The sequence below is a fragment of the Caenimonas koreensis DSM 17982 genome (assembly GCF_009646335.1).
Lineage (GTDB): Bacteria > Pseudomonadota > Gammaproteobacteria > Burkholderiales > Burkholderiaceae_C > Ramlibacter > Ramlibacter koreensis.
Genome location: NZ_WJBU01000002.1, coordinates 42,557 through 60,934 on the forward strand (window position 1 = coordinate 42,557; position 18,378 = coordinate 60,934).

General features: G+C 63.4%; 18 protein-coding genes and 1 tRNA gene. 7 read left to right on the forward strand and 12 right to left on the reverse strand.

Going from position 1 to position 18,378, the window contains the following annotated elements; all coding sequences use genetic code 11:
• The first annotated feature begins 173 nt into the window (after positions 1 to 173).
• Positions 174 to 689: an ankyrin repeat domain-containing protein gene (locus GHT07_RS02135; protein ID WP_194792789.1), complete on the forward strand. Its 516-nt coding sequence runs from the start codon at positions 174 to 176 to the stop codon at positions 687 to 689.
• Between the two features lie 9 nt (positions 690 to 698).
• Here GHT07_RS02135 and GHT07_RS02140 read toward each other — a convergent pair whose 3' ends face one another.
• Entirely contained in the window at positions 699 to 2,132 is a 1,434-nt protein-coding gene (locus GHT07_RS02140) for a class I adenylate-forming enzyme family protein (protein ID WP_323740780.1), read from the reverse strand.
• A gap of 73 nt (positions 2,133 to 2,205) precedes the next feature.
• Between GHT07_RS02140 and GHT07_RS02145 the strand changes: the two genes are divergently transcribed.
• The 4 genes from GHT07_RS02145 (at position 2,206) to GHT07_RS02160 (ending at position 6,152) form a co-directional block, all read left to right on the forward strand.
• On the forward strand, positions 2,206 to 3,108 hold the full coding sequence (locus tag GHT07_RS02145) for a glycosyltransferase (RefSeq protein WP_194792791.1): 903 nt from the start codon (positions 2,206 to 2,208) through the stop codon (positions 3,106 to 3,108).
• A 2-nt stretch (positions 3,109 to 3,110) separates the two neighbouring features.
• On the forward strand, positions 3,111 to 4,709 hold the full coding sequence (locus GHT07_RS02150) for an alkaline phosphatase family protein (protein ID WP_153583422.1): 1,599 nt from the start codon (positions 3,111 to 3,113) through the stop codon (positions 4,707 to 4,709).
• 13 nt (positions 4,710 to 4,722) lie between these two features.
• A complete protein-coding gene (locus tag GHT07_RS02155) occupies positions 4,723 to 4,995 on the forward strand; it encodes a VF530 family protein (protein WP_153583423.1) in 273 nt (90 codons plus the stop codon).
• An 89-nt stretch (positions 4,996 to 5,084) separates the two neighbouring features.
• Positions 5,085 to 6,152 carry a Fic family protein gene (locus GHT07_RS02160; protein WP_153583424.1) on the forward strand — a complete coding sequence of 356 codons (1,068 nt, stop codon included), beginning with the start codon at positions 5,085 to 5,087 and terminating at the stop codon, positions 6,150 to 6,152.
• A gap of 189 nt (positions 6,153 to 6,341) precedes the next feature.
• Here GHT07_RS02160 and GHT07_RS02165 read toward each other — a convergent pair.
• From GHT07_RS02165 to ureA, 10 genes are all read right to left on the reverse strand, one after another.
• A tRNA-Ser gene (locus tag GHT07_RS02165) sits at positions 6,342 to 6,431 on the reverse strand.
• Between the two features lie 21 nt (positions 6,432 to 6,452).
• Entirely contained in the window at positions 6,453 to 7,031 is a 579-nt protein-coding gene (locus tag GHT07_RS02170; protein ID WP_153583425.1) for a hypothetical protein, read from the reverse strand.
• 88 nt (positions 7,032 to 7,119) lie between these two features.
• The gene (locus GHT07_RS02175) at positions 7,120 to 8,757 is read right to left on the reverse strand and encodes a hypothetical protein (protein ID WP_153583426.1); all 1,638 of its coding nucleotides are present in this window, start codon (positions 8,755 to 8,757) and stop codon (positions 7,120 to 7,122) included.
• Positions 8,754 to 9,398 carry an urease accessory protein UreG gene (gene ureG / locus GHT07_RS02180; RefSeq protein WP_153583427.1) on the reverse strand — a complete coding sequence of 215 codons (645 nt, stop codon included), beginning with the start codon at positions 9,396 to 9,398 and terminating at the stop codon, positions 8,754 to 8,756. The genes GHT07_RS02175 and ureG overlap by 4 nt, the downstream gene beginning before the upstream one ends.
• The gene (locus GHT07_RS02185; RefSeq protein ID WP_228488153.1) at positions 9,395 to 10,090 is read right to left on the reverse strand and encodes an urease accessory protein UreF; all 696 of its coding nucleotides are present in this window, start codon (positions 10,088 to 10,090) and stop codon (positions 9,395 to 9,397) included. The genes ureG and GHT07_RS02185 overlap by 4 nt, the downstream gene beginning before the upstream one ends.
• Positions 10,065 to 10,667: an urease accessory protein UreE gene (gene ureE / locus GHT07_RS02190; protein ID WP_153583429.1), complete on the reverse strand. Its 603-nt coding sequence runs from the start codon at positions 10,665 to 10,667 to the stop codon at positions 10,065 to 10,067. Before ureE ends, GHT07_RS02185 begins: the two co-directional genes overlap by 26 nt.
• 43 nt (positions 10,668 to 10,710) lie before the next feature.
• Positions 10,711 to 12,429 (reverse strand): urease subunit alpha, encoded by a 1,719-nt coding sequence (ureC, locus tag GHT07_RS02195; RefSeq protein WP_153583430.1) that lies wholly within the window; start codon positions 12,427 to 12,429, stop codon positions 10,711 to 10,713.
• A 3-nt stretch (positions 12,430 to 12,432) separates the two neighbouring features.
• A complete protein-coding gene (locus GHT07_RS02200) occupies positions 12,433 to 12,738 on the reverse strand; it encodes an urease subunit beta (RefSeq protein WP_153583431.1) in 306 nt (101 codons plus the stop codon).
• A gap of 10 nt (positions 12,739 to 12,748) precedes the next feature.
• A complete protein-coding gene (locus GHT07_RS02205) occupies positions 12,749 to 12,928 on the reverse strand; it encodes a hypothetical protein (RefSeq protein WP_153583432.1) in 180 nt (59 codons plus the stop codon).
• Between the two features lie 15 nt (positions 12,929 to 12,943).
• On the reverse strand, positions 12,944 to 13,246 hold the full coding sequence (gene ureA, locus GHT07_RS02210) for an urease subunit gamma (RefSeq protein ID WP_153583433.1): 303 nt from the start codon (positions 13,244 to 13,246) through the stop codon (positions 12,944 to 12,946).
• 109 nt (positions 13,247 to 13,355) lie between these two features.
• Here ureA and GHT07_RS02215 point away from each other — a divergent pair, with 109 nt between their 5' ends.
• The gene (locus GHT07_RS02215) at positions 13,356 to 16,913 is read left to right on the forward strand and encodes a hybrid sensor histidine kinase/response regulator (protein ID WP_407646587.1); all 3,558 of its coding nucleotides are present in this window, start codon (positions 13,356 to 13,358) and stop codon (positions 16,911 to 16,913) included.
• Positions 16,910 to 17,881 carry a response regulator transcription factor gene (locus GHT07_RS02220; protein ID WP_153583435.1) on the forward strand — a complete coding sequence of 324 codons (972 nt, stop codon included), beginning with the start codon at positions 16,910 to 16,912 and terminating at the stop codon, positions 17,879 to 17,881. Before GHT07_RS02215 ends, GHT07_RS02220 begins: the two co-directional genes overlap by 4 nt.
• Positions 17,882 to 17,923: 42 nt before the next feature.
• Here GHT07_RS02220 and GHT07_RS02225 read toward each other — a convergent pair whose 3' ends face one another.
• Entirely contained in the window at positions 17,924 to 18,328 is a 405-nt protein-coding gene (locus GHT07_RS02225; RefSeq protein ID WP_153583436.1) for a GFA family protein, read from the reverse strand.
• Positions 18,329 to 18,378 lie beyond the last annotated feature (50 nt).

The window sequence follows — 18,378 nt, forward strand, 5'->3', positions numbered from 1 at the left end:
ACCCTATGAAATCGCCCATTCATTGAGCAAGCAGTGGGCGTATCCAGAATTTTCTGAGCCATGAAGAACTGTCGTCAACTTGGCAATGCAGCCAGCTGGCGCAGGGACAAAAATTACCGAGTTGAGAAACAAGTGGGAGAACCTGAAGGATGTTCGCAGGAAAAATGCGCCCGATGAAAAAGAATCTGAAGCCGCTCCCCGTGTCCTATATGGCTGACAAGTACGGCAAGCATGTCGAATTCGTTGGTTTGCCTATACGCAGCGCCAATCAGGTTGGTGCTTTCGACGACACGATCCTTCGCATAGCAGCGTTTGCCGGGCAAATTGATGACGTTGCCGTCTTGCTCGATTGTGGTGCCGAGATTGATGCCATTGGCGATCTTGGCAATACACCGATCCACTTGGCTGTTCTCGCAGGGCAGCTGGATGTGGCCCTTTATCTCCCCAAGCGGGGTGCGAATGCGCGTATCGAGAATGACTTTGGTGAAACTCCCTTTGATGTCGCACGAATTGTTGGAAGCGGCGGGGCAGCAGCAGCACTTGCGCAAGCTGGTGCAGGTCAATGCGGCAGCAACGTTGGGGCAGCCCGGCTCGAGGACTCAGACGCTGCGGCCCTGTGGGCGGATTTTCGAAGGATTCACGAGCTCAACTTTGAGGACCTGAAGTTGATGGCGGATACGGCCAGGTGACTTGCGAATTCACCCCACCACTTCCTGCGCCCCCTGCCCATCCAGCACCGCCCGAATGCTCTCGCGCAGCTGCGGATAGTCCACCTTTCCGTTGGCCAGATACGGCAGTTCTGCGAACGGCACGATGTGCACCTGGTTCAGTGTCTTGAAGCGTTCCTTCAGCGCGGCGCGAATCTCCGCCAGCGTCACGCCCGGCTTCAATACAACGGCAACGCACGCGCGCGACGGGCCGTCAGACGCAATCACGTTCAGCGCCGCCTGGTCGGTGGCGAGGCCGCTTCGCTCGACAGCGTCGGCAAGGTCCGACGTGAGGAATTTGCCGCCGCCCATGTTGATCACGTCGTCTTCACGGCCCAGCACATGCACCAGGCCATCTGCATCGATGAAGCCCAGGTCACCGGGCTGGAACCACTCGCGGTCTTTCTCGTTGAGCGGATGCAGCACGCCGCCTTCGCGCACATAACCGTCATGGCGCAGGTGGCGCGTTTGCAGCCGCAGCAAGCCCGTCTGGCCGCGCGGCACGGCCTGGCCATCAGCAGCCACTACTTCCACCACGCGTGAGGGCAACACGCGCCCCAGCGTCACCTGCGGTGCCGGCATGCCGCGCAGCGGCTGCATCATGAGGGAGCCGGTTTCGGTGGAGCCATAGGTCATCACGATGTCTTCGGTGACATGGCGGCGGTAATGTTCGACCAATGTCGGCGAAGCGCGCCCGCCAAAAAGGTAGATCGACAGGCCCGGCACGCGCTCGAACGTCTCGCCCCGCGCGATCGCCATGTTCAGGTTGACGGGGCTGGCCGCCAGCAAGCTCACCCGGTGCTCATTGAGCAAAGGCCAGATCGCCTCGTCCCGCGACGGCATGACAAGCGTGGCGCCATGCAGCCACGCGATGGTCTTCATCGTCGTCGCCGGGCCCGCCCACGACACGAGCGATGCGACGGCCATGCCGTGCCGCACGCCCATCATGAACTGCGTTGCGTCCGTGCCCTCGACAGTGGAGCCGTAGGAGCGGCTGATCACCTTGATGCGGCCCGTGGAGCCGGATGACGACTTGAGCCGGCACGGCTCGGTGAGCTTCCACTCGTGCACGGGCACATCGATGGCGGGTGCCTGCCGCAAGTCACGCGGGATCAACACTGTGCGCGGGTCATCGCTGCTGCGGTGGGCGAGGATCTTGTCGACCCAGTCCGGTATGTCGCCTTGCAGGATGCAGGTGGCCGCGCCGATCTTGTCCAGCGCGAACTGGCACAGCAGCGAAGTGATGTGATTGACCTTGGGCACGATCACCCGGTGGCCAGGCCGGATACCTGCTGCCGTGAAGTGGGCCGCGAGCCCGTCGACCCCCTTGAGCGCCTGCGCGTACGTCATGCGCTGGCCCGCCGCGATCGACGCTATCGCCGTGGGCGTGGCCTTCGCCCAGAATGCGAGCTGCTGGTAGAACACAGTGGACAATCCTTTGGGCAAATTCTATGCATGAACAAACGGGATCGAGCGGATGCTGAAAATCGGGCTGAGCATGATGGTGAAGAACGAAGAGCACAACATCGTGGACTGCCTCGCTCCCATCGTCGATCTGTTCGAGCAGGTGGTGATCGTTGATACCGGCTCTACCGACCGCACGCGCGAGCTGCTGCACGAGCGCTTTGGCATCACGCCGCTGCAAGGCGAGCTGCTGGAGGAAGAATGCTTTGCCCTGGCACCGCAACGCAACCGCAGCTTCGATGTGCTCACCACGCCCTGGGTGCTGACGCTCGATGCTGACGAGCGCATCGACCGCGACGAGCTCGTCGCGCTCATCGCGCAAGACGACGCAGCCCTGCCCGAAGGCCTGTTCTGCGGCTGGGACACGGACCTGGGCGACGAAGGCCTGGTCGAAGACTACAAGCTGTGCATCTTCCGGCGGGGGCACTACCACCGCGGCTTTGTTCACGACACAGTGCAGCCGTCGCTGCGCGAAGCGGGCGGCACGGCAAGCTGGTCAGCGATGCGGTTGCGGCACTTTCCTGACCTGTCGCGCCGCGTAGCCAAAGACGCGCGCTATGTGTGGCGCCTGGCCCGCGCGCAACAGCGCGACCCGCACTGGCTGCGCTACGCATGGTTCAGCGGCTACATGCATTACCGCGAAGGCCGGCTTGCCGCAGCGTGCGAGCAGCTTGGCCAGGTGCACGGCGGGCGGCCCGCGCTGTTCCCCGTCGAGTCGCTCAATGCGTCGATGGTGCTCGCCTCCATCCATGCATCGCAGGGCAGGCGCGGTGACGCGCAGGCCGTGCTCGATGACGCGCTGGCCTTTCATGCGCGAGTGAAAGACGACTTCGAGGTGAAAGTAAATTTCCGCCTGCACCCCTGGCTTGCGCAGGCCGCGCGCTTTGCCAGCGCCGGCGAGCTCGAAGCGATTCGCCCCTACGGATTCGGATACTGACCATGACAGCACCTGTGATCGCAATTGGCATCGACGCCATGTCCCCCGAACTGCTGGAGCGGTGGGTGAGCGAAGGCAAACTGCCCGTGCTCGCGCGCCTGTTCGCCAAAGGCACGTATGCACGGCAGATCAACACCAACCTGTATCGCGTGGAGAACAGCTGGCTCACGTTCCTGCAAGGCTGCACCATCGACAAGAGCCGCGAGTGGGGCCACCAGCAATACGATGCAGGCAAGTACCAGCTGAACGAGAACGCCACCTACCGCTTCAACACACTGCAGCCGTTCTATGCGCTCGCGCCTGGCAAGCGTGTGGCGGTGTTCGACATACCGCTCACGCGCATGGTGCCGAATGTGGATGGTGTGCAGCTGCTTGGCTGGGGCACCGAAGTGAACCAGATCCTGCGGCAATCACAACCCCCGGGCCTGATGCGCGAGTTGATCGACAAGCATGGCCGCCACCCGCTCTACGACACGATCACCAATGCCGACGACGGCGCCGAGACACTGTCGTATCGCATCCCCAGCGCGTACGACTACACGCGGCTGGCTGAAGTCAAGGCGATGCTGCTCGCCGCCATCGGGCAGCGCACGGCCATCTTGAAAGACGTGATGGCGCGCGAACGGTGGGACCTGTTCATGGCGACGTATGCCGAGGCGCACACGGCCGGCCACATCTTCTGGCACCTGAGCCAGCCGCACCTGCTTTCGCAGACGCGCCCGCCGGGCACGCAAGGCGACTGGATGCTCGAGATCGTGCAGGCCATCGACACAGGCCTGGGCGAGCTGCTGGCCGCCGCGCCGCAAGACGCGCAGGTCATCCTGTTTTCGCCGCACGGCATGGTGGGCAACGCGATCGACCTGTATGCGATGTTCCTGTTGCCCGAGCTGCTCTATCGCTGGAGCACCGGCAAAGCTGCGTTCACAGGCGGTGCGGCGGGCGAGCCCGTGCCTGCGCCGCGAGCCGACTACACGCGCCACTGGCGCGAAGAAGTGTGGGCGCTGCGCACGCCCCACGGCAACGACACCCTAGAGTCGCCCTACGAGCAGGAAAAGCGCGGCGACCCACTCGACTGGGACCCGGGCAACTGGTATCGCGACCAGTGGCACAAGATGCGCGCGTTCGTGCTGCCCGGCTATTCCGAAGGGCTGATCCGCATCAACGTGGCGGGCCGCGACGGCGATGGTGGCGTGCCACCGGAATCGTTCGACGCGCTGTGCGACGAACTCACTGCGCTGGCCAAGCAGATCGTCGATCCGCGCAGCGGCGAGCGCCTGGTGCAAGACGTGATCCGTGTGCGGCAAGGCCCGTTCGACGATGCGGTGCAACTCTCAGCGGCGGATCTGATGGTGGTGTGGCGCGAAGATGTGGAGACGGATGTGGCCGATCACCCCACGCTCGGCCGCGTCGGGCCAGCGCCGTTCTTCCGCACGGGCGGGCATTCGTCAGAGGGGTTTGTGTTGATGTGCGGGCCAGGGTTTGAGCCGGGTGCGCGCATGGGCAAGGTGACCACGCCGCAGGTGACGGCGACGGTGATGCAGATGATGGGGGCGGCGGTGCCGCCGCAGGTGGATGGGGTGGGGCTGGTGCCCACTCCTTGAAGTCAGCATCAACATGGCCGATCAACCCATACAGCCGCCTTCGCCACAGCCTCGCAACCCATTGCATGGCTTGACCCTGGAAGCGATCGTCACTGCGCTACAGGCCCACTACGGCTGGGCGGGCCTTGGCGAGCGCATCCCAGTTCGCTGCTTCACGACGGACCCCAGCGTAGCGTCAAGCCTCAAGTTCCTGCGCAAGACGCCGTGGGCGCGGGAGAAAGTTGAGAGCCTGTATCTGTTCATGCTGCGGGATGTCAGGCGGTCGGGGCGCGGCGGGGCGATGTGATCAAAAAGGCGCGATTTCTATACACGTCGCATTAATATGTATAGAAATCGCGATTTTCTATACACGTCACCTCTTTTAGGCCACCTCGCATGCCTTCCCTAGCTCCGCTCGAAAAACTGTCCGCGGCCCGGTTCGAGACCCCAGCGATCCTCAAGAAGCTGGCCAGCAGCAGCAGCCGCCGCCTGGCTGAGCTGAAGGGCACCGCTGCGTCCATCCCCAATCAGGGCATCCTGATCAACACTTTGGGTTTACAGGAGGCCAAGGACAGCTCGGAGATAGAGAACATCATCACGACCCATGATGAGCTGTTCAAGGACGACGTGCTACCGGAAGCCTTCGCGAACCCGGCCGCCAAAGAAGTGTTGCGGTACAGGCAAGCCCTGCGTGTTGGTTTCGAGCGCGTGCGCAGCAGTGGGCTTCTCACTGCCAATCACATCGTCGAAATGCAGGCCGAGCTGGAACGCAACAACGCTGGCTTTCGCAAGCTGCCCGGCACTGCACTCAAAGATGGTGCCGGCCATACGATCTACACACCACCGCAAGACCCGACAGAGATCGTGTCGCTCATGCGAGATCTGGAGCGGTTCATCAACGAGCCTGACCTGCTGGATGTCGACCCCCTGATCAAGATGGCACTGATTCATCATCAGTTCGAGAGCATTCACCCGTTTTACGACGGCAACGGGCGGACAGGCCGAATCCTGAATGTGCTCTACCTGGTGAAGGAAGGCCTGCTCGATATTCCGGTGCTGTATCTCAGTAGTCATATCGTGCGAACCAAGGCCGACTACTACCGACTCCTGCAATCGGTGCGCGTAGAGGACTCATGGGAAGAGTGGGTGCTGTATCTGCTCGATGGTGTCGAGCAAACGGCCGGGCAAGCAATTACCACCATCAACTCGATCAAGTCAGCGCTCTTTGATTACAAGCATCGCATTCGTGCCGGCTACAGGTTTTACAGCCAGGACTTGATCAACAACCTGTTCTCGCATCCGTACACAAAGATCGACTTTGTGCAACGCGATTTGCAGGTGTCGCGCTTGACCGCGACCCGGTACCTTGAGGCGCTTGAAGCCGGCGGATTCGTCAAGAAGCAGAAGATCGGGCGCGGCAACTACTACGTCAACCTGGCGTTGACGGCGGCGCTGTTGGGTTGAGCGCTATGCCGTGCCGCTGGGAAAGCTGCTCCTCGCGTGAGAGGCTATGTGAAGAAAGACGGCACGTACGTGGCACCGCACCGTGCCACCAGCCCCGATAAGACCAAGGCCAACAACTGGTCGACGAAGGGCAATCAGAATCCGGATACGGGCAAGAACGGAACTGTCGATCCGAATAAGCCGTAGGGGTGGCGGAGAGTGTGAGATTCGAACTCACGGACGTCTTTCAACGTCGCCGGTTTTCAAGACCGGTGCATTCAACCGCTCTGCCAACTCTCCGCAAGGCCCGTATTCTAGGTGCTACGCGGGATCAGTCCGCCGCGGTTGGGGTTCGACCGCTTCGGCTCGGGGTAGCACGATGCGCACTGGTGCCTGCTCTGCTGCGCAGGCATGGTCGGCACTGGGCTGCCTCTGGCGTTGCCCCAGCGCGTCGATTTCATCGGCCAATTCATCTGCCCAGCCCGATCCATCGTCGGGCAACGCTCGCACAGCGGCGCTCACCCGCGCCACATCGATGCCCGCGCGCAAGAGCATCGCCTGAATTTCATCAGGCTGCGCGCCGGACCCCAGCAGGCCAAGCAACACAGCTCCTGCAATTTCACCGTGCTGCGTGTTCAGTGCCAGGTCCACGATGGAACTGCGCCGCGGTGTCGTGCGCCCCAGCACTTGCACATACTTCTCGCACCGTTCATCGAGCGAGAGCGCCGACGCACCCGCGATCCGCGCGACTTGCTCGCGCAGCGACTCGCACTTGCCCTTCACGCTGTCACTGAGCCACGACGGTGGATGCTGGCACCAGAACTGCAGCTGACGCTCGTTCAATGGCCACGCGTTGTCTGTTTCGGGAAGCGAAATCCTGCTCGCTGCGCCTACTCGCATGCTGCTACTCCTAACCTACGACCGCTCCCTGAGCCCGTTTCGTAACGGGTTGCCAGCAGTCGTTCCCGGATGGGTAGCGCGTCGAGACTTAGGCCTTCACGGCGAACAGCTTCGCATTGCCTATCGCGTACACCGTGCCGTCCGCCCCGATGGCCGTGGGCGTGTACGCCTCGCCGAGGCCGTTTGTGATGCGGATGCTCTGCGTGAACGTGTTGCTCGGCAGGTGCCAGCGGTACAGCACGCCGTCTTCACTGTTGGCGATGATGGTGTTGCCGGCCGGGTCGGCTGCCATGGTGTTGATGCACCACTCCTTCACAGCCACGCTGCTGCCCGGCTCGAAGGTCGGGCCGGTGATGGTGCGCACCTCACGCATCACCGTGTTGCCGGAGATGAAGTCGATTTGTGTCTGCGATGGGTCGAGCACGGCCAGCCGGTTCGCGCCGTTGCCGGAGCCGATGCCCTGATAGTTGTTGTACTTCACCGCGATGAGATAGGTGGACGTTGTGACGTAGCCCGGCACCATGCCCGCCGGAATGATCGACGGCGTCACGTCCCAGCCGAAGCTGCCCGGCGCGCCGGCGCTAGCCAGCGTGCTGGTGAACTGCAGCATCCAGCCGCGCGCATTGTGCGAGGCAAACGGGTTGTCGAGCACACCGAGGAACACGCGGCCATCACTGGCGACAGCGGGCGACGATGTGCCGTTGTCTTCGACACGTGCGCGCAAGCCCGTCACGGGGTCGAGCAGTAGCACCTTGTTGCGCAGCGCGAGCGTGGTGCTGTTCAACGCCAGCAGGTAGCCAAAGGCAGGCGTGCCGGTGACGGCGGTGCTGTTGACAGCGATGTACACCGTGCCCTCATCCGGCGAGAGGGCCGGCGCGCAGTTCATCGCGCACTTCGCAATCGTCGCGTCGCCGGCGATCGTGGTCGCAGGCACCCACGATCCGTTGCCCGCTGCGTCCACGCGCGCGAATCCGCTTTGCAGGCCTGCCGGGTTCGTGCCGGTGACGACAAAGCCGAAGAAGAGATTGCCTGCGCTGTCGCTGGTGATGGGCGTGTTGATGAACACGGTCGTGTTGAATGCCGCCGGGTTGGCGTCATACGCTGCCGAGCCGTAGAACACCACGTTCGTGAAGGCCCCGGCATTGTCTGCCGACACACGCATCAACAGCTTGCCGCCTGCACCCGGCGCATACGCGCGGCCCGCAGGCGTGAGCACCGCGTTGTAGGTGGGCACCCAGTTGTGCGTAGGCATCACGTAGTCGGAGGTTTGCGACCAGATCAGCGAGCCATCAGCGCCATTGCGCGCCTCGACGCGAAAGCCCGACGTAGGCCCCGTCTTCACCGGGATCACCACCGTGTTCTGCGTCGTGATCACAGGCGTGCCGTAGTGCGCCAGCAGCGCGCCGCCCGAGGTGTATTGCGGCGCGAGGTCGACCGGCGTGCTCCAGCCGATGCGGTTCATGTCCTGCGTGGCAATTGCGCTCACGGCCGTGTGCTGCGCGTTGCGCCCGAGCATGGCCCAGGCAGGGCCTGTGACAGGCGCGGGCGTGGGTGTCGGGCTGGGCGCGGGTGTGGGGCCTGGTGCCGGTGTCGGGCTGGGCGACGGGCTCGGCGAAGGAACGGGCGCGGGGCTGCCACCACCACCGCCGCCGCCACAAGCCGACAGCGCCGCAACCGAGGCCCACGCCATGGTGGTGGATGTGCTGAGAAACTTCCTGCGTTTCATGTGTGCTCCAGCATGCCTTTGCGTTCGATGAATTCGACCACTTCCGCCAGGCCCGTGTTGGTCTTGAGGTTGGTCATGACGAAGGGTTTGTCGCGCCGCATGCGCTTGGTGTCCGCTTCCATCACGTCGAGGTTGGCGCCCACATACGGCGCGAGGTCCGTCTTGTTGATCACGAACAAGTCGCTCTTGGTGATGCCTGGCCCGCCCTTGCGCGGAATTTTCTCGCCGGCTGCCACGTCGATCACGTAGATGGTGAGGTCGGAGAGTTCGGGGCTGAAGGTGGCCGCGAGGTTGTCACCGCCCGATTCGACGAACACGATGTCCGCATCGGGAAAGTCCTCCAGCATGCGGTCAATCGCTTCGAGGTTGATCGACGCGTCTTCACGGATCGCCGTGTGTGGGCAGCCGCCGGTTTCCACACCCATGATTCGTTCGGCCGCGAGCGCGCCGCTCACGGTGAGGATGCGCTGGTCTTCCTTGGTGTAGATGTCGTTCGTGATGGCGACGAGGTCGTACTTCTCGCGCATGGCCTTGCACAGCATTTCCAGCAGCGTGGTCTTGCCCGAGCCGACGGGGCCGCCTATGCCCACTCGCAGCGGCGGAAGTTTTTTGGTGCGGTTGGCGATGTGGTGCAGGGTCATGAGCGGAACAATCGTGAGTACTGTGTTTCGTGCTGCGCCGACAGGATTGCCAGCATAGGCGAGAAAGCCTGCCGCGCGTCGGCAGACAGTTGTAAAGCGTGGTCCACCGCCGCAGGAATTTCCCTGGCCAGCCGCGCCAGGATGCGCTGGCCCGAGCTCTGGCCCAGCGGAATCGACTTGATGGCCGACTGCATCATGTTCTCGGCCCAGCCGAAGGTGAATGCGAGCAGGATGGCGCGCGTGCTGGCTGCGCCGCGCGATGCGGCCAGCGCAAAGGCAATCGGGTACGTCCAGTTGGCGTTGGGCTCTTGCGGTGCCTGCGGTGAGTTGGATGCATCGAGTGTGCGCATCCACTCGCCGAGCGAGCGGCCCATCTGCTCGGTTTGCGCGCGCAGCTCGCTCGTCTCGCGTGTCTGCAAAATCCACTGGTCGAGTTCGCGAACCTGCGCGATGTCGTTCACGCGAAACGCATCGACGGCTTGCGCGATCACGCCGAGATCAGCGCGAGCAAGCGTCAGGTGCAGTTGCTGCGCGAGCCATTCGCTGGCGGTGGTTTCATCAGTGACGTGGCCGCCTTCGACCGCGGCCTCCAGCCCTTCGGAATAAGAGAAGCCGCCCACGGGCAGCGCGGGCGACGCGAGCCAGATCAGGCTGAGCAGCGCGTCGTCAGTGAGCGTGGTGGTCGTGACCATCGTCTCCGTACGCGCCGTGGGCGAGGGGGCCGACGCCTTGGGTGGCGGGCGTGTGGGCATGGTCGTGCCCATGCGCGTGATCGTGGTCATGCCCATGCCCATGTGAGTGGCCATGCCCGCCGCCCGAGCTGTACGCGCCGCCTTCGGGCTCGAACGCCACGGTTTGTTCATGCACGATCAAATGCATGGCGCGCAGCATGTCGGCAAGCACATGGTCGGGTTCGATCTTCAGGTGGTCGGGCTTGAGTTCAATCGCGACATGCCGGTTGCCCAGATGGTAGGCCGCACGAGTCAAGTCAAACGGCGTGCCGTGTTCCTTGCAATGTGTGATGACGAGCACGGGTTGCGGCGCAGCGATCACCTGGATCAGCGAGCCATCTTCGGCAACGAGCACGTCGCCACCGCGCACGAGTGTGCCGCGCGGCAGGAACACGCCAAGGTGGCGGCCCTGCGAGTCGGTGCAGTCGAAGCGGCTTTTCTGCCGCACATCCCAGTCGAGCTCGACGGTGGCTGCGCGTTTGAGCAGGACTTTGGCCAGGCCGTGGCCCTGGGAGAGTACTTTCGAGACTTGGAGCATGGGTGGATGGTAGTGCGAACCGCCACCACCAGACCGGCACGACTCAAAACAGGAAGTAGCGCTGCGCCATCGGCAGCACAGTGGCTGCCTCACAAGTCAGCAACACCCCATCAGCGCGCACAGCGTACGTCTGCGGATCGATCTCCATCTTCGGCAGATAGCCGTTGTGGATCAGGTCCTGCTTGCGCACACCGCGGATGTTCTTCACGGCACACAGGTTCTTCGCAAGACCGAACTTCTCCTTGATGCCACCAGCCAGTCCAGCCTGCGATACAAACGTCAAGGAACCCTTGGCCACAGCGCCACCAAAGCTGCCGAACATCGGCCGGTAGTGCACGGGCTGCGGCGTAGGGATCGACGCATTCGGGTCGCCCATCGCCGCCATTGCAATGAAGCCACCCTTCAAAATCAATGCCGGCTTCACGCCGAAGAACGCTGGCTTCCACACGACCAGGTCGGCCCACTTGCCCGGCTCGATGCTGCCCACTTCATGGCTGATGCCGTGCGAAATCGCAGGGTTGATCGTGTACTTGGCGATGTAGCGCTTCGCGCGGAAGTTGTCGTTGCGCGCACCGTCGCCCGGCAACGCGCCGCGCTGCACCTTCATCTTGTGCGCCGTCTGCCACGTGCGCATGATCACTTCACCGACTCGGCCCATCGCCTGCGAGTCGCTCGACATCATGCTGATCGCGCCCAAGTCATGCAGCACGTCTTCAGCGGCAATTGTCTCCTTGCGGATGCGGCTTTCGGCGAAGGCCAGGTCTTCTGCAATCGCCGGGTCAAGGTGGTGGCACACCATCAACATATCGACGTGCTCGTCGAGCGTGTTGCGCGTGTACGGCATCGTTGGATTGGTGGACGACGGCAGGAAGTTCGCCTCACCGACCACACGCAAGATGTCCGGTGCATGCCCGCCACCCGCACCTTCGGTGTGGAAGGCGCACAGGCCGCGGCCCTTCGTTGCTGCAATCGTGTTCTCGACAAAGCCTGATTCATTCAGCGTGTCGCTGTGAATCGCCACCTGCGTGTCGGTCAACTCGGCCACATCGAGGCAATTGCTGATCGCGGCGGGCGTCGTGCCCCAGTCTTCATGCAGCTTCAGGCCGATCACGCCGGCGTCGATCTGTTCGTGCAACGCAGCGGGCAGGCTCGCATTGCCCTTGCCGAGAAAGCCCAGGTTCATCGGGAACGCATCGGCGGCTTGCAGCATGCGCTCGATGTTCCAGGGGCCGGGCGTGCAGGTCGTCGCGAATGTGCCCGTGGCGGGGCCTGTGCCGCCGCCGAGCATCGTTGTCACACCTGACGCCAGCGCCTCTTCAATCTGTTGCGGGCAAATGAAGTGAATGTGGCTGTCGATGCCACCCGCAGTCACGATATTGCCCTCGCACGAGATCACTTCCGTGCCGGGGCCGATGATGATGTCTACACCGGGTTGCGTATCCGGATTGCCGGCTTTGCCGATGGCGGCAATGCGCCCGTCCTTGATGGCGATGTCAGCCTTGACGATGCCCCAGTGGTCGATGATGAGCGCGTTCGTCATTACGCAATCAACGGATCCCTCGACGCGTGTGCGCTGCGACTGCGCCATGCCATCACGAATCGTCTTGCCGCCGCCGAACTTCACTTCTTCGCCATAGCCACCCGCGCGCAGCGTGTAGTCGTCTTCGACCTCAATCACCAGATCGGTATCGGCCAGTCGAACGCGATCGCCTTTGGTGGGCCCGAACATTTCCGCATAGCCGCGGCGGCCAATGGTTGCCATGTCTTAAACGCTTCCTTGCACGAGGCCGCGAAAGCCGTAGATCTTCCTGTCGCCTGAGAAATCGACCAGTTCGACAGTGCGTTGTTGCCCCGGCTCGAAGCGCACCGCCGTACCCGACGCAATGTTCAACCGCATGCCGCGCGCTGCGTCACGGTCGAATTGCAGCGCGCCGTTCGTCTCCGCGAAGTGATAGTGCGAGCCGACCTGGATGGGCCGGTCCGCGGTGTTTTGCACGATCACGGTGATCGCGCGGCGGCCCGGATTGAGCACATGGTCGCCTTCGTCAGTGAAGAGTTCGCCGGGAATCATCGCGGTGCTCTCAGCGATCGCCGCGTGAGAACAGGACGGCTGCTGCGGCCAGCGCCATGACCACGACAAAGCCCCACGCGTCGCTCGCGTGCCAGTGCGCGCCTTCGACGGCATGCCCGCCGTGTGCCAGTGCGTTGGTGGCTGTGGTGATCAATGCCGATACGACGGCAATGCGTTTCAAGCTTCGCATGGAGCAACTCCTGCCTCAAACAATCGGTTGGTGCACGGTGACGAGCTTGGTGCCGTCCGGGAAGGTCGCTTCGACCTGGATATCAGGAATCATCTCGGCCACGCCTTCCATCACGTCGGCGCGTGTGAGCACGCTGCGGCCTTCCGACATGAGCTGCGCCACGGTCTTGCCGTCACGCGCGCCTTCCATCACCGCCGCAGAAATCAGCGCCACGGCTTCGGGGTAATTGAGCTTCAGGCCGCGTGCCTTGCGCCGTTCGGCGAGCAGGCCCGCCGTGAAGATCAGCAGCTTGTCTTTTTCGCGGGGAGTCAGTTCCATAGGGGACCAGTTGGCGGGGCAAAAGAGCGTGTTCCATCTTAGTGCAAGGCCCATGCCCGCCCATACGCCGTTTGGCGCATTGCGGGCACGGAATGTGCGCAATGGCTCTGTGAGCCAGCCCCTGAGCACTGTTATTCCTATCCACCCGGCAGACGCGCCACAGCGCCCGGCCAACGAAGACGCGCCACAGCGCCCGGCCAATGAAGACGCGCCACAGCGCGTCGTCAAGGTGCGCCGCGACTACAACAGCTGGGTGGCAAGCGAGACGATGGAAGACTATGCGCTGCGCTACACGCCGCAGCGCTTTCGCAAGTGGTCGGAGTTCCGCGTCGCCAACACGGCGTTTGGCGCGGCATCGTTCCTGATTCTCGAAGCAGTCGGCGCCACGCTGCTCGTGCAATACGGCTTCCTCAATGCCTTCTGGGCCATCATCGCCACGGGCCTGATCATCTTCCTCACCGGCCTGCCGATCAGCATCTATGCCGCGCGCTATGGCGTGGACATGGACCTGCTCACGCGCGGCGCGGGCTTTGGCTACATCGGCTCGACGATCACGTCGCTCATCTACGCGTCGTTCACGTTCATCTTCTTCGCGCTTGAAGCCGCCGTGATGGCCTACGCGCTCGATCTGGCGCTGGGCATTCCGCCTGTGTGGGGCTATCTCATTTGCGCGCTGGTCGTGGTGCCGCTGGTCACGCACGGCGTGTCGGCCATCAGCCGGCTGCAGGTGTGGACGCAGCCGCTGTGGCTGGTGATGCTCGTCGTGCCGTTCGTGTATGTGCTGATGCGCGATCCTGGGGCGTTTGCCGGCATCGTGCACTTCACTGGTGAGAAAGGCGAGACGGCGGCGTTCAATCTGCACCTCTTCGGTGCTGCGCTCACTGTCGGTATCGCGCTCATCACGCAAATGGGCGAGCAGGCGGACTACCTGCGGTTCATGCCCGCGAAGACCGAGGCGAACAGGAAGGCGTGGTGGTTTGGCGTGCTTGCGGGTGGGCCGGGCTGGGTCGTGCTGGGCGTTTTGAAGATGCTGGGCGGCGCGTTGCTCGCCTACTTGGCGATCACGCATATGGTGCCGCCCGACCGCGCTGTCGATCCGAACCAGATGTACCTCGCGGCGTATGAGTACGTGTTCCCGAACTACGGCTGGGCCGTGGCGGCCACGGCGATCTTCGTGGTGATCTCGCAGCTGAAGATCAACGTGACGAACGCGTATGCAGGCTCGCTCGCGTGGTCGAACTTCTTCTCACGCATCACGCACAGCCACCCCGGGCGCGTGGTGTGGGTGGTGTTCAACACGCTCATCGCTTTCATGCTGATGGAGATGAATGTGTTCCAGGCGCTGGGCGATGTGCTTGGCCTGTACTCCAACGTCGCTATCGCGTGGATGATGGCCGTGGTGGCTGACCTGGTCGTCAACAAGCCGCTGGGTTTGTCGCCGCCTGGCATCGAGTTCAAGCGCGCGTACCTGTACGACATCAACCCGGTGGGTGTGGGCTCGATGGCGCTCGCGTCGGCGTTGTCGATTCCCGCGCACCTGGGCGTGTTCGGGCCAACGGCGCAGGCGTTCTCTGCGGTGATCGCGCTGGGGGTGGCGTTCGTCACTTCACCGCTCATTGCGTGGGCGACAAGGGGCCGCTACTACATCGCAAGGCAAGATGAGCGTGATCTTTCCCAGTACCAGCCTTTGCAGACCCAGCGCTGCGTGATCTGCGAGCGCGACTACGAAGGCCCGGACATGGCGCATTGCCCCGCCTACCAAGGGCCGATCTGCTCGCTGTGCTGCACGCTCGATGCGCGTTGCGGCGACTTGTGCAAGCCGCACGCGAGCCTCTCGGCGCAGTGGTCAGGTGCCTTGCGCTGGCTGCTGCCCAAACGCGTGTGGCCGTACCTCGACACGGGCCTGGGCCACTTCCTGTTGCTGATGCTGATCGTCGTGCCGCTGCTCGCTACCGTGTTCGGCCTGCTGTACCACCAGGAACTGCAGGCCGTCACGGCCGTTCCGGATTCAGACGTGTTCTCAGAAGGCTCACTGCGGTCCGGCTTTCTCAAAGCGTACATGGCGCTCGTGGTGATTGCGGGCATCGTCGCGTGGTGGCTGGTGCTCGCGCACAAGAGCCGGCAGGTGGCGCAGGAAGAATCGAACCGCCAGTCGCACCTGTTGATGCGCGAGATCGAGCTGCACCGGCAAACCGATGAAGCGCTGCAGAACGCACGCCAGCTCGCTGAAGAAGCCAAGCTCGCCGCAGAGCAGGCGCGGCATGCGGCAGAGCAGGCCAATCACGCCAAGAGCCGCTACATCAGCGCCATCAGCCACGAGCTGCGCACGCCGCTCAATTCGATCCTGGGTTACGCGCAGTTGATGGGTGAAGACGCAGCAGTGCCCCCGCATCGCAAGCAGGCAGTGAACGTGATCAAGCGCGGTGGTGAACACCTGCTGTCGCTGATCGAAGGCACGCTCGACATCGCGCGCATCGAAAGCGGCAAGCTCACGCTGAACGTCAAGACGATGCAGTTTGCCGACATGGTCAATGAGATGGCCGGCATGTTTGAGCTGCAGGCGAGCGGCAAGGGCTTGGCGTTCCGCTTCGAGGCGCAAGGCGCGCTGCCCGAGGCCGTGCGCGCCGACGAAAAGCGTGTGCGGCAAATTCTGATCAACCTGCTGGGCAACGCGATCAAGTTCACCAGCCGTGGTGAAGTGGTGTTCCGCGTGCGGCATGCGCGCGAGATGGCGTGGATCGACATTGAAGACACCGGCCCGGGCATGTCGCGCGAAGAACTCGACCAGATCTTCGAGCCGTTTGCGCGCGGCGCAAGCGCCAGCCAGTCAGCGCCCGGTGCAGGGCTGGGCCTGACGATTGCGAAGATGCTCACGGACCTGATGGGCGGCGAGCTCACCGTGGACAGCACGCCGGGGGCAGGCTCCAAATTTCACATCAAACTGTTCCTGCCTGAAGTGCGCAGTGAAGCCAAGGCGGCTGCGCCCGCTGCACCGCGCGCGCGTCGTGCCTATGCGGGCGCACGGCGGCGGATTCTGGTGGTGGACAACGAAGAGGCTGATCGCGAATTGCTCGTGCAACTGCTCGAGCCCATCGGCTTCGAACTGCGCACGGCAGCCAGCGGCCATGACGCGCTCGACCTGCTCGCCGCGGGCCTCGCGCCCGATGTGATCCTGATAGACCTTGCCATGCCCGGCATCGACGGCTGGGAGACGATCCGCCGGCTGCGCGCATCAGGCAATGTGCACGCGAAGGTGGCAGTCGTCTCGGCCAATGCGTTCGACAAGAACCTCGACAACGATGCGGGCGTGCGTGCGGAAGACTTCATCCTCAAGCCCGTGCGCCACAGCGAGCTGCTCGACTGGCTGGAGCGCCAGCTGCAGCTCGATTGGCTCGACGCGCCCGCGCCCGTTGCAGTGCCCGCTGCGCCTGCCGCCGCCGACACGTGGGTCTGGCCCGCGCAAGACGCGATGGGCTTGCTACAGCAAGCCGTGCAGCTGGGCTACTACCGCGGCATACAAGGCCAGCTCGACGCCATCGACAACGCGCAGCCCGAATGCGCGCGCTTCACAGCGGCCATGCGCGAGATGGCGCGCCAGTTCCAGTTCGAAGCCATGACCCGCAAGCTGCTTGAAGCAGTGCCGCCCGTAGAGGAAACACCCCGATGAGTGCCCGACCGCAATACCCCACACCCGCCACGTTCGACCGCAATGTCAGCGACGTGGTGCTGATCGTCGATGACGTGCCCGACAACCTCGCCGTGCTGCACGACGCGCTCGACGAGTCGGGCTACACCGTGCTCGTGGCGACAAGCGGCGAGGCAGCGCTGCAACGCGCATCGCAGGCCCTGCCCGACATCGTGCTGCTCGACGCGATGATGCCGGGCATGGACGGCTTTGAAGTGGCGAAGCGGTTGAAGGCCACGGCGCTCACCGCGCACATACCGATCATTTTCATGACGGGCCTGACCGAGACCGAGCACCTGGTTGCAGCACTCGAGGCAGGCGGTGTCGACTACGTCACCAAGCCGATCAAGCCCAAGGAAGTGCTCGCGCGCATGGGCGTGCACATGCAGGGCGCGCGGCAGGCGCGGCAAACGCGCAATGCGCTCGATGCATTCGGCTACGCGAGCATCACCGTGCGTGCGAGTGACGGCAAGCTGATGTGGCAGACGCCGCTGGCGCGTGAGTTGCTCATGAACTACTACGGCACCGCCGCACCCGAAACGCCGGCCATTGTTGTGGACTGGCTGCGCAGGCATCTGAAGGAGGCCGAGCAACAGATCGAGCCGCCGCGCCTGACCACCGACAAAGGCTCGCGCCGCCTCACATTCCGCCTGCACCAGCAAACGGGCGACGACGACTGGTTGATCGTGATGCGTGAAGTGTCGGACAGCGCGGTGATCGAGTCGCTTGGCCTTGCGTTCAAACTCACGGCGCGCGAATCGGAAGTGCTCTACTGGGTTGTGAAGGGCAAGATCAACCGCGACATCGCCGACATCCTGGGCTCAAGCCCTGCCACGGTGAAGAAGCACCTGGAGCGCATCTTCGCGAAGCTGGGCGTCGAGACGCGCACGGCGGCGGCTTCGATGGCGATGCAACGGCTGCGGCAGTTGCAGCCGCAGTTCGAGGGGTAACGTTGTCGCGCTGCGGCATCGGCGCCGCAACGGCGTGGGAGGTCATGGCGGTGGTGCGGTGCTCACCTTCTTTGGCAAATCGTCCTTGATGTCGAGCCACTCGACATGGCTTTCGTAGAAGACGTGCGCGCTCGGCTCCTTGTCGAGCGGATCGGCAAACAGCGCCCGCGCCACATGCATTTCGCCGGGCCAGCGCGTGGACTGGAAAAACATGGGGCTGCCGCAGCGCGAGCAAAAGCCGCGCTTCGCACCGGGGCTGGATTCGTACCAGGCCGGCTGTTCGCTATCGGCGTCGATTGCGAACTGATGATCAAGGAACCCGGCCCACGTGACAAACGGCGCGCCGTGCGCTCGGCGGCAGTAGTTGCAATGGCAGTGAGCAACCCATTTGGTGGGAAGTTCGGCACTGAAGTGGACTGCGCCGCAAAGACATGAGCCGTGGGCCATGGATTTCTCCTTGATCAGCTGGATAACTTTCGTTTCTTGCAGCTATTTGC